Origin of the sequence: Pseudoalteromonas sp. SWXJZ10B (assembly GCF_015864475.1) — a bacterium.
Taxonomy (GTDB): domain Bacteria; phylum Pseudomonadota; class Gammaproteobacteria; order Enterobacterales; family Alteromonadaceae; genus Pseudoalteromonas; species Pseudoalteromonas arctica.
Window position 1 is genome coordinate 129,824 of sequence record NZ_JADYXD010000006.1, and the last position, 13,855, is coordinate 143,678.

Sequence of the window (13,855 nt, forward strand, 5' to 3'; positions counted from 1 at the left end):
CAAACTCGCTTAATAGATAAAAACACTAAATGTAGCGGTAGGTTACAGCAAATAGCGCTATAACCTGTATTACTATTAGGGCGTGTTGACCTTTGCGGATTGAAATTTGTTCAACCCAGGGACGATTAGATCGCGGCGCGAGGTTTGTAACCTAGTGGGCTAAGTAAAAACCGAGTAACAAGGAGTTTATCGTCCCTAGAAAGAACCCAAAGGGCAGCGCATGTTTGTCATTTATGCTGCGTTATCGCCAATTTATGGGGAATAACCACACTACATAGGCTCTGCCTTGCCTAAAAACCAAACATACTGCTGCAAATTCACCTACCAAAGATCAACACGCCCTAGCTATTAAGCGTAATGCTTGCCTTTAATGGCATTATAAATGGCATCACACAGTGTTTTTATACTGGTGTCATCACTTATATACGGTGGCATAAGGTAAATTAGTTTACCGAATGGACGTATCCATACGCCTTGCTCTACAAAATAAGCCTGAATTTTAGCAACATCAACATCAACATTGCCAGCAGCCTCGTTTAGTTCAACAACGCCTATTGCACCTAAGGTACGCACATTGGCAACCGCATCTAATTCACTGCATTTATTAAGTTGTTGTAGCTGGGTGTTTATTTGCTTTATTCGTTGTTGCCAGTTTTGCTCAAGTAATAAATCAATACTTGCGCAGGCCGCAGCACAGGCAAGCGGGTTACCCATAAAAGTAGGGCCGTGCATTAAAACACCTGCTTCACCTTCACTGATGCCAATGGCTATTTTATTGCTAGTGATAGTTGCCGATAGCGTCATTGAGCCGCCAGTTAATGCTTTACCAATACACATTATATCGGGCTCTATATTGGCGTGCTCTACAGCAAATAATTTACCTGTACGGCCAAAGCCTGTGGCTATTTCGTCGCAAATTAGTAGTACATTATATTGCGTACATAACTTACGTACGCAGGCTAAATAATCAGGGTGATAAAAGTTCATACCACCCGCGTTTTGTACTATTGGCTCAATTATAAATGCAGCAACTTGGCTGTGGTTTGCTTTAAAATATTCTTCAAGCTCTTGAGCTTCAGCTTGGTTAAACTCGCCCCCAAATTGACTAACCGGTGCAGGTACAAAAACGTGTTCAGGTAAAAAGCCTGAATATAAACTGTGCATTGAGTTAACGGGGTCGCATACGCTCATGGCTGCAAAGGTGTCGCCATGGTAGCCCTTGTAAGGCGTCATTAATTTTTGTTTTGTTGTAATGCCTTGGCTTAACCAATACTGCAGCGCCATTTTTATTGCTACTTCAACACTTACCGATCCGCTGTCGGCTAAAAACACTTTAGTTAAACTCGGCGGCGTTATATTTACTATTTTTTTGCAAAGCTCTACCGCGCTGTTATGTGTAATACCGCCAAACATAATGTGGCTCATATTATTAATTTGCTCAATCATGGCGTTATTTATAACAGGGTGGTTATAGCCATGTATTGCGCTCCACCACGAGGCCATGCCATCGATTAATTGCTCGCCAGTTTCGAGGTGAATAATGTTGTGGTTTGCATGTGTAACAGGGTATACCGGAATTGGCTTAGTCATAGACGTATATGGATGCCAAATGTGATCACGATCAAAATCAAGGTCAATCGTATTCTTTTTAATCATATGTAAACTTTAACTTGGTGGGCTTCGTTGACAATGTTACTTCAACTCGTAGACTAAGCCAATATCACCACTGAGAAAAAAATAAGAGAGTATTATGGAACTTGCACCTGTTCGTCACAATTGGACCCACGCTGAAGTTAAAGCATTATTTGAAATGCCATTTAACGATTTACTTTTTAAAGCCGCATCGGTTCACCGTGCTAACTTCAACCCAAATGAAGTGCAAATTTCTACGTTGTTATCAATTAAAACAGGCGCTTGCCCAGAAGATTGTAAGTACTGCCCGCAGTCGGGCCATTACCGAACCGATTTAGAACGTGAGCGCTTAATAGAAGTAGAAAAAGTAGTAGAGCAAGCACGCCTTGCAAAACAAAAAGGCGCTACCCGTTTTTGTATGGGCGCTGCATGGTCAGATCCAAAAGACAGAGACATGCCATACATTTCGCAAATGGTTAAAGAAGTAAAAGAGCTAGGGTTAGAAACCTGTATGACGCTGGGTAAACTCACAAACGAAAAAGCTCATGAGCTTCGCGACGCTGGGCTTGATTACTATAATCACAACCTTGACACGTCACCTGAGTATTACGAGCAAATTATATCAACCCGTACTTTTCAAGATAGATTAAATACCATTGACCACGTACGCGATGCCGGTATGAAAGTATGCTCAGGCGGAATAGTCGGCATGGGCGAGCAAGCAAGCGACCGCTTTGGACTACTTATGCAACTAGCTAATTTACCACAACAGCCAGAAAGCGTGCCTATTAATATGCTCGTTAAAGTTAAAGGCACACCGCTTGAAAACGCAGACGATTTAGATCACTTTGAATTTGTACGTACCATTGCAACAGCGCGCATTATGATGCCACACAGTTATGTGCGTTTATCGGCAGGGCGTAACGCCATGAACGAGCAAATGCAGTCAATGTGCTTTTTTGCAGGCGCTAACTCAATATTTTATGGCGACAAACTTCTTACCACCGAAAACCCAGACGCTGATGCCGATATGAACCTAATTAAAAAATTAGGCATGAACCCAGAAAAGCGTCACGACTATTCAGACGAAGCAGTAGAAGCTTCGCTTTCATCGCAAGTAGCCGACAAAGCAACCTCTGAATTGTTTTACGAAGCGTAGGCTTTTATATCTATGCCTTTTGATTTTATAAACACGCATCTGCAGGCTCGCCTGCAAGATGCGTTACTTCGTAAACGCCACGTAGTGCAACATGCAACAGCGCGTACTATAACGGTTAATAATAAAACCTATCTTAATTTTGCCAGTAACGATTACTTAGGCTTTGGAGATGTGGCTGTTAACCTTAATAACTCCCAAGCATTAGGCAGCCACAGCTCCGCATTGGTTACAGGTTATCAGGCGCAGCAAAAAGGGCTTGAACAATATTTATGCGAGCAATTTGGTTATGGCGCAGGGATGCTATTTAACTCAGGGTTTAGCGCTAATAGCAGCGTAATTAAGGCGTTGTTTCTAGATAAAGCCGCTGCACAAAACAGCGCTATTTTTCAAGATAAGTTAAATCATGCAAGCCTGATTGACGGTGCTCTGCATTGTAACGCGGCTTTAGTCCGTTTTAATCACAACGACATGAACCATTTACGCTCACGGCTCGAAAAATCAAAAGCGCAAAACAAGCTAATTATAAGCGAAGGCGTGTTTTCGATGGATGGCGATACCGCGCCTCTTAAAGAATTACTCGCACTTGCAAAACAGCACAACGCATGGCTAATGATTGACGACGCACACGGCTTTGGCGCATTAGGTAAAACAGGTTTGGGCAGTTGCGAAGCATTTATTACTCAAACGCTTCCAGATATATTAGTCATTACCTTTGGTAAAACAGTGGCTAGTAGTGGTGCGTGTGTATTAGGCAGTAAACAGTTTATTGATTACATGCTGCAATTTAATCGCGATTACACGTATTCAACTGCTATGTCGCCGCTTATGGCAAGTCACACACTTGCGCGTATTAAAAGCATAAAAACAGCTGATGATAAACGCGATAAGCTAAATGCCAATATTGCGTTATTTAAGCAACTCGCTAAAACCCATAATATTGCTGTAATGGAGTCAAACACAGCCATACAGCCCATTGTATTAGGTTGTGCTGAGCAAACGTTGCAAGCGGCAGATAAACTTAAACAACAGGGTATTTGGCTCACTGCAATTAGGCCGCCCACGGTTGCACATAATACCTCACGTTTACGCGTTACTTTAACCGCCGCACATACTGAGCAAGACATAACGCACTTAGTTAAGCATTTAGTAGGTGCAATAGCATGACTGCTCAGCCAGTATTAAAAACAGACCTAGTGCAAACACAACTTGTAAAACCGTGCCTAGTAAGTAGCGAATTGGATATAGAGTTAAACAAGGAGCTAAATAAGGAGCTTAAAAAGTCCACACAAAGTAAATTTTCAAAGGCGGCGGCGAGTTATAACACCCATGCAAATGTACAAAAACATGCTGCGAGCGATCTATTTTCACTCATAAAACCAGGCATTAATAAAAATAAGCTTTGTGTTGATTTAGGCGCAGGCCCACTTGTTAATACACATACCTTACAAAGCGTATTTGAAAGCGTTGTGGCAATGGATTTGAGCTTAAATATGCTGCAAAGTAGTGATTTAACCGCACCAAAAATATGCGCCGATATGGATAACTTACCGCTACAAGCAAACAGTGTTGATGTAATTTACAGTAATTTTGCAGTGCAGTGGTCTGCTAATTTTTCGGCTTTAATGCAATCACTTTACAGCATATTAAAACCAGGCGGGCAGGCGTACATAAGCGCTGTGGTAGAGGGCTCACTTAACGAAATAAAAACAGCCTTTGCAGCGCTTGATTCTAACAGCCACATAAATACCTTTAATAGTGAGTTGCATATAAACCAATCAGTCCAAAAAGCAGGGTTTACTATTAACAGCGCTCAAAAACGTATTTACACCGATGAATACACAACACCTTTAAAAGCTATTGCCTCAATTAAAGCTATAGGTGCAACTACGCAAAATCATACCAATACACGTCAAGGGTTACTTACTAAATCGGCGCTACAAAAAGTATGCAGTTCGTATCCGCTTATAAATAACAAAGCATGTGTGTCTTATCATGTGGTGCTGTTATCATTAGAAAAACACTAAATAAGCCCAAAGACATTAAAGGCAACGCATGAAAGAATTTTTTATAACAGGCACCGACACCGATGCCGGAAAAACCCACGTTACCAGTTTGCTATTAAAGTTACTTGCCCAACATAAAAAACAAGCTATTGGCTTTAAACCCCTTGCTGCTGGCTGCGAAATGGCGTTTGAGCAGCTAGTAAACGCCGATGCCCTTATACTAATGGAAAGTGCAACAGTCAGCGCTAAATACGACGTAGTAAATCCGTTTGCGTTTGCACCCCCTATTGCGCCGCACATAGCAGCGGAGAAAGTTGGGGTTAGTATTACTATTGATAAACTAAGTGATGCTTATAATGATGTAAAACAGCAGGGCGCTAATTACATACTTACCGAAGGTGCTGGTGGCTGGGCGTTACCTATTAACAATACGGAGTATTTATACGACTGGGTTAAAGCAGAGCAACTGCCGGTAATACTCGTTGTTGGTATGAAATTAGGTTGCTTAAATCATGCGTTACTAACCGCTGCGCATATGCAAAGTATGGGTATAAACTGCGTTGGCTGGATTGCAAACCAAGTCGATAAAAACATGGACGAGTATCAAGCAAACCTTGATTCACTTAAAGCACGTTTACCGTTCCCAATACTTGCTATAAGCCCATACAGCGAGCAAACTCCTAAGTTACAAATATACAAAAGCTTGCTTAGTGCATTATCTATAAACACTTAAGTGGTTTAAAAAGATTTACTTTTTTAGGTAAATCTTGAAATAGTCAGCCTTAGTACACATATAAACATTTATAAATACATAGCTTGCTTAAAGACAATGTTACTAAGTTACTAAGGACATAACGACTATATGACGCACCCATTTATTGAAAGCTACGCCCCAGATGCGCACGTAAGCGCCGAGCCAAAAGCACTAAACTATGGCTTACCTAAAAAACGCGTAGGCATAATAGGTGGGGGCACAGCTGGCGCCACAATAGCCATTAGACTTGCTGCGTTAGGGTTAGAAACTTATGTACTTGAAAAGAAAAAGTCGTTAATTGATGGCCCTCCAATGTGCCATTTGCATGCAGGTGGCAACTTATACCGTGAAATACCCGATGAAGACTGCATAGATTTACTCAAGCAATGTATAGACATTGCGCGCCTTTATCCTCACACCATCGATGTTCGTCCTACCGTATTTGCCGTACCTAAACGCGATGACGACTCACCCGAGGATTTATTTCCGCGTTTAAATAAATTAGTAAAAGCCTACAGCGAGCTTGTAGAGCAAGACAGCGCTAACAAAGTATTAGGCGAGCCAGAACATTATTATCAGTTATATAGTTATGAGCAAATGCTAAAGCTTGCTAAGCAAAAACAAGTAGCCAAGCCCACGTCGTTAGATGAGTGGATGATACCCGTTGCTAAGCATTTAGATTTAGATAAGCTAAAGTTTCCGCTTATTGTTGCACAAGAATATGGTTGGAATATATTTCGTTTATCGGCCAGTGCACAACTCGCCCTTGCACAGTACAAACACGCTCACGTTTTAACAAGCACCAGTGTTAAAAGTGTATCGCCAGTTATAAATACCAATAATGATAAGCAAACACTTAAGTGGCGCATTGAATACCAATCAGAGCCAAGCCTTGATGAACAACCTGATACTCAAACCGATACACAAGTCGATACACAAACGATTGAGGTAGATTACCTTATTAATGCGTGTGGTTTTCAAACCGGTATTATTGACGACCTGGTTGGGGTAGATGTAAAACGCATGGTCGAATTTAAAGCCTCTTACATTACTCATTGGCAAGGTGCTGGTGGGCAAATACCCGAAATAATTATTTATGGTAACCGTGGTACGCCAGAAGGTATGGCGCAGCTGACGCCTTACCCTAACGGATATTTTCAAATACATGGAATGACTAACAACATTACATTGTTTAATGATGGGTTAGCTGATGCAACGCCAATGAGCGCACAACCTAAACTTCCCAATAAATACCTGCATTATATTAAAGATGGCTGGGATGAAGCAGCATTGCAAACACGTACCCAAACAGCAATTGATTATGTAGCCGAGTTTGTACCTGCGTTTAAAACTGCTAATAAACAAAATAATGCCTTGTTTGGCGGGCAACAAATCCCAGGGGATGACGACACTTTGCGCGTAGCCGATGTAAGTTTATATTCGCATATTAATTATGCGCGGGCCGAAAATGTTAAAGCATCGTCAACGTTAATAGCGGCAGATCAAATAGTGGGTGAGTTTATAAAATTGGGAATAATAAGCAGCGATCCTGCTGTAAATCATCACCGCAGTACCCACCAATGGTCGTACCTTAAACATAATAGCGGCGAAAAAATTGACGAAGTTGCACGCATATTGGCACACGAGCGTGGTTTTCCAATTGATATGGCAGAGCTAAATCACAGCTTGTAATAAGCTGATTTATAAAGAAACTTCAGTTTTAAAATTGCTGTAAAACTCTTCCTAAAAAAATTATCAATAAACACATAAATAACACTTGTGTTATGACATAGTTTGTCACTAAATAGCGCTAACGTTATGACATAGTGTGTCATAGAGCAGTGATTGCTTTAACCTAATTTAATTTTATGTTCGGTGATCAAACCTATTTTTGTGAGGACAATATGAAACGTGTATTTTTGTTTTTATTAACTAACCTAGCGGTTATGTTGGTATTAGGTGTAGTGCTTTCAATAATCATGAGCGCGCTGGGCTTAAGCCATCGTAGCCTAGGCGGAATTTTACTTATAGCCACCGTATTTGGTTTTGGTGGATCGTTTATTTCGTTATTTATGTCTAAATGGATCGCTAAAAAATCAACAGGCGCGCATGTAATTACGCAGCCTCGAAACGAAACCGAACATTGGCTTGTACAAACGGTATCTGCGCAAGCACAAAAAGCAGGTATTAAAATGCCAGAAGTGGCTATTTACGACAGCCCAGAAATGAACGCGTTTGCAACCGGCCCGAGTAAAAACAACTCATTAGTGGCAGTAAGCACAGGCTTAATGCACAACATGACCCAAGATCAGGCCGAAGCTGTACTTGCCCACGAAGTGTCGCACATTGCTAACGGCGACATGGTAACGCTTACGCTAATACAAGGCGTGGTAAACACCTTTGTAATATTTGCTGCAAAAGTACTGGCAGGCATAGTAGATAACTTTATAAATAGCGATGAAGAAGAGGGCGGCAGTAGCTGGACTTATTTCTTATTCGATATGTTATTCCAAGTATTATTTGGCGTACTTGCCAGCATAGTGGTTGCAAGCTACAGCCGTAAACGTGAGTTTGCAGCCGACAGTGGCGCAGCTAAATTGGTAGGTGCAGACAAAATGCGCTCAGCGCTTGAGCGATTAAAGCAAAACCACCCGTCGCAATTAGAAGGTTCAATGATGGCCTTTGGTATTGCAAGTGGTAAAGGTATGGCTGAGCTGTTTTCATCTCACCCACCGCTTGATGCGCGAATAGACGCACTTCGTAAGTAGCTATGTAAGTAACTATATAAATTAGTAAATATACTAAGCCAGCTTAACCGCTGGCTTTTTTGTGTTTACGTTAAAATACTAAAAACACGAGTACTGTGTTTATATACAGTTATTTTTAATGGGTGCTAAAATCGTTACTTATTTAAGCTATTTGTGTTTACGGATATTCTTTGCATGCGTACACTTAAACTCCTTAAAAGTCAGCACTGCTGGTGGTTTTAATACTTAACAAGGATGCTTATTGTAATGGTAGATATTCAGCAAACTAAAGAATGCATTATGTGTTTTAGCTCAATTGATTCTCGCGCTAAAAAATGCCCGCAATGCACCTCTCTTCAAGCTAAGTACTCTAACTTAGAAAATAATCCCATAATTATTGGTGCATTAGCCTTAAGTATCGTTGGTATTTTTGGGTTTGTTTTTTATCAAAATATTTATGTAGCAGGGCTTGAAGAACAAGCACAAAAAAACCTAACTGCTAATGTAAGCCAAATAAGCACTAAAAATGAAACCGATGGTTTGTATGTTGCGTGTATAGGGCAAATAAAAAATGAATCAGACTTTTCGTTTAAAAATATAAAGTTTAAAGTCGACTTTTTATCAGAGCAAAACGCACTAGTCGATACGCTATCAATAACTGACGAAGACCTAATAATAGCGAATGGCTTAACTAATTTTAGAGTAAGAGGGATAGCCCAAAAGTCTGCTACTAGTTACAGCAAGTGCCAAGTGTTTATAACCGATGCTTGGGCTTATAAATAGAGATAAATTTTTACGAGTAAAACAAAAAAACCAGCAAAAAAGCTGGTTTTTAATATAAACAAATCAGTAGTTACTGAGAAAGTATAATTTCGGTAATTCCCTCAGCAGAGAGTATTTCAATCCAGTAGCCGTCAGGGTCTTTAATAAACGCAAGACCTTTCATTGAGCCATCATCTGGCTTTTTAACAAACTCTACATCGTATTTTGCAAAGCGCTCACTTGCTTCGTAAACGTCGGGTACGCTAATACCAATATGGCCAAAGCCTTTAGGTTCTTGATTGCCACTGTGATAGCCCTCAAAGCTGTCGTCGTTTTCAGTGCCCCAGTTATGGGTTAACTCAATTAACGCAGGGCGGCGAAACACCCATTCAGCTTTTGCTTTATCATCGCCTTCTGGCAGCTCTTGTTCGTAGCCTAAAAAGTAAAGCGTAAACTTCATACCAGGAAAGTCATACTTACCTAACAGCTTCATACCTAATACATTTTGATAAAATTCTAAAGACGGCTTTGGATCTTTAATACGCAACATTGTTTGCTGCATTACATAGCCTTGTGTGGCCTGTTCAATTTGCTCTGGAGATTCGTTATAGCTAGACATGGCGATCCTTTCAAAATAATAAAGCGAAAACACAGATATAGTACTTAATTTATCATAATCAACCGTGCGATAAATTTAAACCACTGCTTAACATTTAAACCATTAATAATGGGTTTAAGCTCGTAAATGGTGTTTTATAAATGGCACATGTTATTTACTAAGCCATTTTCCTAGATTGATTAGGAATATGGATGATTTTTTACTTTCATAATTACTAATAAACTCCTTACAACTAGGACGTTGAGATACAAATATGACTTTATTAGATGAAAGTACAAAAGAATTTGGTAGTATGAGCGTATTACTTCACAACATTAATACAGCAAGTTATTGTATTGAATGGTTTAGTAAAATGACTGGAGCGTCAATTACCTTAGCAAGAATGGAAGCTGGCAAGTATTTAGTTACCCGAAAGTGGGCAGCAGGGCGAGAGCTAGACGATGTTACTAGTGACTTTAGCCGCGCTAACCAAGCCATTATTCATTTTTTGAATAATGTTGATATAGCTAAAATGAACGAACAAAGAGTTGCCGCAGCTAAACTTTATTGCATAAATTTATTTGTAAAAGCAGAAGGGTTAAGACCTGTTACTAACCCTAATTTACCAAAGCCAAGGCTGCAAGACGCTATAGGCAAAAAGGTGGTTGTAAAATCAACCTTAGGCAATTGCCAAATAGCGACCGGGTTATTGCTACAGCTGGTGGGCAACCAAGTTGAAATACAGGTAAACCCCGATGACGCATTTGATGATCAACCAAGGCAAAAGTTTTACACTAAGCAAGTATCAATTTGTTAAAGCGTTTAACGCCCAACACTTATAGGCAGTTTTACTTTAATGGTAAAGCCGCCTTGATCAGTAACCTTAAAGCTACCCCCTAGCGCAATAGCGCGCTCTTCCATAAATGCTAAACCATAGTGACCTGAATTTTCGGTCGGTTTTACTTTGCTTCCGTTATCACTAATTTCTAATTTTATAAACTGACTATCCGTTTTAATATTTATAATAAGATTGCCAGCATTACTGTGCTTAATACAATTGGTCACGGCTTCTTGGCAAATTCGGTAAATGGCAATTTCATGCTCTTTTGTCAGCGCATTATCTACATTAAAATTAACCTCGTAGCTAATATTTGCTTTGGTAAGTAAGCTTTTTAATCGCCCTTGGGTCATCGCATTTTGTAGCCCTAATTCGTCCAGTTCACGAGGGCGAAGGTAATGCATTAATTGATAAACAGAATCGTACATAGAGTTTGCATTGCTTTTTAACGTGGCCACAAACGATTGCGTTTTTTCATCACTAAGGTGCGACAAAATAGCCAAATCGGTTTTCAAAGCCGTTAAGTTTTGCCCAAGTTCGTCGTGTAACTCTTGTGACAGATGCTTTCGCTCGTTTTCTTGCACGCTCACCATTTTAGCCCCAAGAAGCGTGTTTTGCTCAAGCTGCTTTTTAAGCGCGCGGTTAATCTTTTTTAATTCAGTATTTTTACGTTTAAGCTCTGTAATAGCCGCGCCTAACACCATACTGGTAATCGCATTAGCTAAAATAAACAACTGGCTAATATAGGTATTGCTAGGCTCATGGGTAATACTTGCTTCAACTATTATTAATGCATTTATAAGTGTAGCGCTAGTTACCGCGCCTAATACGCCAAAGCGATACGAAAACCAAATAATAGGTAATAACGATGCAAGGCGAAGCAATGGGTAGGTATCAGGGCGTATCAGGTATACAAGCATCATAACAAGTAAAAGGGTAGCCAACGTAACCGTTAAATTAGTTATTTTAAGTAATGCAGGGCGATTTAACGGAAGGTTTAAAGAATGAAGTAGCATAATAAACGGCGCAATTAATAACGAGCCAGTTATATCGCCAAGGCACATATTTAACTGATACTGTAATATCTCTTTAGCAACCAATATGTTTGTAAATTCAAACGCACTGGAAAACAAAAACCACTTTATTGAGGTGCTCGTAACACACAATAAAATCAACGAAAGTATACCTAAACTATTATTAATGCTCGGCGGCCAGCGGCTATGTTTAAACGCATACACAAGGGCAAAAAAGCAAAGCTCCTGCCAAAAACCATGCAGTAAATTAAACTCCCAAGCGCCTGTCATTGTATACCCTAAGTGAGCAGCCAAAGCACGAGACGATATCCACAAAGTAACCCAATACCGAGTTGGCGAAAGTACATAAAAGGCAATTTTTATCCCTGCCGGAATAAATATAGCGCTACTTTCGGGCACTGTTTCTAAATTAGCTCCCACCCAAAAAGCAGCAATACAGGCAATAAAATAAATTACGCCAACTACAAACTGCTTTGTAATTTCTTTAACTGTCGCCGTAATAGTAAAGTTAAAGGCGGGCAGTGCACTAGGTAAGTTCATCTAGCTTTATTACTCCCGCATCAATAGCTATTTTTAACAGCTCAAACGAAGTTGTAACATTAAGCTTGCTGTAAATATTGGCTTTATGTACATGCGCTGTTTTAGGCATTATTTCTAATTTTTGCGCTATTTGCTTTGCATTAAAACCCTTTGCTAACAGCGGTAAAGCTTCAAGCTCGCGGTTAGTTAAAATAGTTAATGCTAAGTTTGGTGTATTTAAAGCAAAATTTACGTCTTCACTTATGTAGCGTTTACCTAATGCAACTGATTTAACGGCATCAATTAACTCCTCCGACGCAGAACGCTTAGACACATAACCAAGCGCACCTAGTCGTAACGCATTACTTACATAAGGTTCGTAATCGTGCATAGAGGCAACAATAGTTTTAATTTCAGGGAAATTTTCGTTAAGGTAGGTTAAAAATGTAAGGCCGGTTTCTGATTCATTAAGTGATATATCAACAATAAATATATCGGGTTGTTCAAGCTCAACAGCCAGTTTTGCTTGGCTAACGTTGCAGGCTTCTATTATTACTTCCCAGTCTGCTTGTAGCTCTAGTAGTTTTTTAAAACTGTCGCGTACTAATTGATGATCTTCAATTATTCCAATGTGCATGTATTTCTCCCTTTAAATTTATTATACATTGAAATACATAACCATCAGCCAAAAAATTTATTAAATTTAATTACCTAGCAAAAATGTACACTGTAAAAATTAAAGGAGCAATAACGCTCAGTATTTATATATTTAAACGGAGGCACTATGAAAACACTAAACATTATTTTTGGACTCGCATTACTTTTTACTATTACAAATGCTAACGCAGTAGAGGGGCTAATTTCAGTAAAAAGCCCATTAAGTGCAAAAGCCACAATGGATAAGTTTGAGAATTTGGCAAAACAAAAAGGGCTAAATATATTTGCACGAATAGATCACGCAGCCGGTGCTAAAAAAGTAGAGCAACAACTACGCCCAACAGAGGTTCTTATATTTGGTAATCCTAAAGGCGGCACACCACTTATGCAATGCGCACAAACAATCGGTATTGATTTACCGCTAAAAGCACTGGTATGGGAAGACGCACAATCGCAAGTGTGGTTAAGTTACAACGATCCTGCTTATATAGCTGCGCGTCATAATGCTGTAAATTGCCCAGCGGCTAAAAAAATAAGCAAAGTATTACACACACTTGTAACAACTACGGTTAAGCAATAAATTAAAAAAATGTAAGTAAATAACGAGCACTTACATTAAGCGTTAAAATAGAAAAGGAGCCATTATGTTTTACGATGACATGCAGGGGTTATTACGTGTACTTATAATTGGTGTGCTGGGTTATATAGCTCTGGTGTTTTGGCTGCGTATATCGGGTAAACGTACGCTTTCAAAGTGGAACGTGTTCGACTTTGTAGTCACCATTGCGCTGGGCTCTATATTAGCGTCTGTTATTATTTCTAAAAGTGTCCCGCTGTTTGAGGGCATTCTTGCCTTTATTGTACTAATAGGGCTGCAATACGCTATTACCTGGTTTAGTGTGCGCTCGTCACAATTTGCAGCGCTTGTAAAAGCAAAACCCACGTTATTATTAAGTAATGGCGAGTATTGTGATTCAGCCCTTAAATCACAACGGGTAACAAAGTCAGAAATTCGCGCTGCTGTGCGAGGCGCAGGTATTATTGCAATAGAAGAGGTAGCCGCAGTTGTGCTCGAAACAGACGGCAGCTTTAGCGTAATGCCACACAATAACAGTGGCTCTAAAACCGCGTTAAGCGATGTAGTGTGAGTAT

General features: G+C 39.9%; 14 protein-coding genes. 10 read left to right on the forward strand and 4 right to left on the reverse strand.

The window, feature by feature from the left end; genetic code table 11:
• Positions 1–348: 348 nt before the first annotated feature.
• Positions 349–1,656: an adenosylmethionine--8-amino-7-oxononanoate transaminase gene (gene bioA, locus I6F54_RS07800; RefSeq protein ID WP_197140609.1), complete on the reverse strand. Its 1,308-nt coding sequence runs from the start codon at positions 1,654–1,656 to the stop codon at positions 349–351.
• 94 nt (positions 1,657–1,750) lie between these two features.
• Here bioA and bioB point away from each other — a divergent pair, with 94 nt between their 5' ends.
• The 7 genes from bioB (at position 1,751) to I6F54_RS07835 (ending at position 9,078) form a co-directional block, all read left to right on the forward strand.
• Complete coding sequence (gene bioB / locus I6F54_RS07805; RefSeq protein WP_197119338.1) at positions 1,751–2,791, forward strand: biotin synthase BioB; 1,041 nt, start codon at positions 1,751–1,753, stop codon at positions 2,789–2,791.
• A 12-nt stretch (positions 2,792–2,803) separates the two neighbouring features.
• Positions 2,804–3,955: an aminotransferase class I/II-fold pyridoxal phosphate-dependent enzyme gene (locus tag I6F54_RS07810; protein ID WP_197140612.1), complete on the forward strand. Its 1,152-nt coding sequence runs from the start codon at positions 2,804–2,806 to the stop codon at positions 3,953–3,955.
• Positions 3,952–4,815, forward strand: a complete 864-nt coding sequence (locus I6F54_RS07815; protein WP_197140614.1) for a methyltransferase domain-containing protein — start codon at positions 3,952–3,954, stop codon at positions 4,813–4,815. The genes I6F54_RS07810 and I6F54_RS07815 overlap by 4 nt, the downstream gene beginning before the upstream one ends.
• Before the next feature lie 28 nt (positions 4,816–4,843).
• Positions 4,844–5,527 (forward strand): dethiobiotin synthase, encoded by a 684-nt coding sequence (bioD, locus tag I6F54_RS07820; protein ID WP_197140616.1) that lies wholly within the window; start codon positions 4,844–4,846, stop codon positions 5,525–5,527.
• Positions 5,528–5,656: 129 nt separating this feature from the next.
• Entirely contained in the window at positions 5,657–7,240 is a 1,584-nt protein-coding gene (locus tag I6F54_RS07825; RefSeq protein ID WP_197140618.1) for an FAD-dependent oxidoreductase, read from the forward strand.
• 212 nt (positions 7,241–7,452) lie between these two features.
• Entirely contained in the window at positions 7,453–8,316 is an 864-nt protein-coding gene (gene htpX, locus I6F54_RS07830) for a protease HtpX (protein ID WP_197140620.1), read from the forward strand.
• Between the two features lie 246 nt (positions 8,317–8,562).
• Positions 8,563–9,078 carry a hypothetical protein gene (locus tag I6F54_RS07835; protein WP_197140622.1) on the forward strand — a complete coding sequence of 172 codons (516 nt, stop codon included), beginning with the start codon at positions 8,563–8,565 and terminating at the stop codon, positions 9,076–9,078.
• Positions 9,079–9,148: 70 nt separating this feature from the next.
• Here the strand turns inward: I6F54_RS07835 and gloA are convergent, their stop codons facing one another.
• Positions 9,149–9,676: a lactoylglutathione lyase gene (gene gloA / locus I6F54_RS07840; protein WP_165728670.1), complete on the reverse strand. Its 528-nt coding sequence runs from the start codon at positions 9,674–9,676 to the stop codon at positions 9,149–9,151.
• 253 nt (positions 9,677–9,929) lie between these two features.
• Here gloA and I6F54_RS07845 point away from each other — a divergent pair, with 253 nt between their 5' ends.
• A complete protein-coding gene (locus tag I6F54_RS07845) occupies positions 9,930–10,472 on the forward strand; it encodes a hypothetical protein (protein ID WP_165728669.1) in 543 nt (180 codons plus the stop codon).
• A 5-nt stretch (positions 10,473–10,477) separates the two neighbouring features.
• Here I6F54_RS07845 and I6F54_RS07850 read toward each other — a convergent pair whose 3' ends face one another.
• Together I6F54_RS07850 and I6F54_RS07855 are read right to left on the reverse strand one after the other, a co-directional pair.
• Complete coding sequence (locus I6F54_RS07850) at positions 10,478–12,067, reverse strand: MASE1 domain-containing protein (RefSeq protein WP_197140624.1); 1,590 nt, start codon at positions 12,065–12,067, stop codon at positions 10,478–10,480.
• Positions 12,054–12,683 (reverse strand): response regulator transcription factor, encoded by a 630-nt coding sequence (locus I6F54_RS07855; RefSeq protein WP_165728667.1) that lies wholly within the window; start codon positions 12,681–12,683, stop codon positions 12,054–12,056. The genes I6F54_RS07850 and I6F54_RS07855 overlap by 14 nt, the downstream gene beginning before the upstream one ends.
• A 147-nt stretch (positions 12,684–12,830) precedes the next feature.
• Here I6F54_RS07855 and I6F54_RS07860 point away from each other — a divergent pair, with 147 nt between their 5' ends.
• Entirely contained in the window at positions 12,831–13,283 is a 453-nt protein-coding gene (locus I6F54_RS07860; protein WP_165742091.1) for a DUF302 domain-containing protein, read from the forward strand.
• Positions 13,284–13,347: 64 nt separating this feature from the next.
• Positions 13,348–13,851 (forward strand): DUF421 domain-containing protein, encoded by a 504-nt coding sequence (locus I6F54_RS07865; protein ID WP_165742093.1) that lies wholly within the window; start codon positions 13,348–13,350, stop codon positions 13,849–13,851.
• Positions 13,852–13,855: the final 4 nt, after the last annotated feature.

Bases quoted from the DNA above. Each gene is read 5' to 3' on its own strand.
- I6F54_RS07815 (WP_197140614.1), top strand. From the start codon at position 3,952: ATGACTGCTCAGCCAGTATTAAAAACAGACCTAGTGCAAACACAACTT.
- bioA (WP_197140609.1), bottom strand. From the start codon at position 1,656: ATGATTAAAAAGAATACGATTGACCTTGATTTTGATCGTGATCACATT.
- htpX (WP_197140620.1), top strand. From the start codon at position 7,453: ATGAAACGTGTATTTTTGTTTTTATTAACTAACCTAGCGGTTATGTTG.
- I6F54_RS07860 (WP_165742091.1), top strand. From the start codon at position 12,831: ATGAAAACACTAAACATTATTTTTGGACTCGCATTACTTTTTACTATT.
- I6F54_RS07810 (WP_197140612.1), top strand. From the start codon at position 2,804: ATGCCTTTTGATTTTATAAACACGCATCTGCAGGCTCGCCTGCAAGAT.
- I6F54_RS07835 (WP_197140622.1), top strand. From the start codon at position 8,563: ATGGTAGATATTCAGCAAACTAAAGAATGCATTATGTGTTTTAGCTCA.
- I6F54_RS07850 (WP_197140624.1), bottom strand. From the start codon at position 12,067: ATGAACTTACCTAGTGCACTGCCCGCCTTTAACTTTACTATTACGGCG.
- I6F54_RS07855 (WP_165728667.1), bottom strand. From the start codon at position 12,683: ATGCACATTGGAATAATTGAAGATCATCAATTAGTACGCGACAGTTTT.
- bioB (WP_197119338.1), top strand. From the start codon at position 1,751: ATGGAACTTGCACCTGTTCGTCACAATTGGACCCACGCTGAAGTTAAA.
- I6F54_RS07825 (WP_197140618.1), top strand. From the start codon at position 5,657: ATGACGCACCCATTTATTGAAAGCTACGCCCCAGATGCGCACGTAAGC.
- bioD (WP_197140616.1), top strand. From the start codon at position 4,844: ATGAAAGAATTTTTTATAACAGGCACCGACACCGATGCCGGAAAAACC.
- gloA (WP_165728670.1), bottom strand. From the start codon at position 9,676: ATGTCTAGCTATAACGAATCTCCAGAGCAAATTGAACAGGCCACACAA.
- I6F54_RS07845 (WP_165728669.1), top strand. From the start codon at position 9,930: ATGACTTTATTAGATGAAAGTACAAAAGAATTTGGTAGTATGAGCGTA.
- I6F54_RS07865 (WP_165742093.1), top strand. From the start codon at position 13,348: ATGTTTTACGATGACATGCAGGGGTTATTACGTGTACTTATAATTGGT.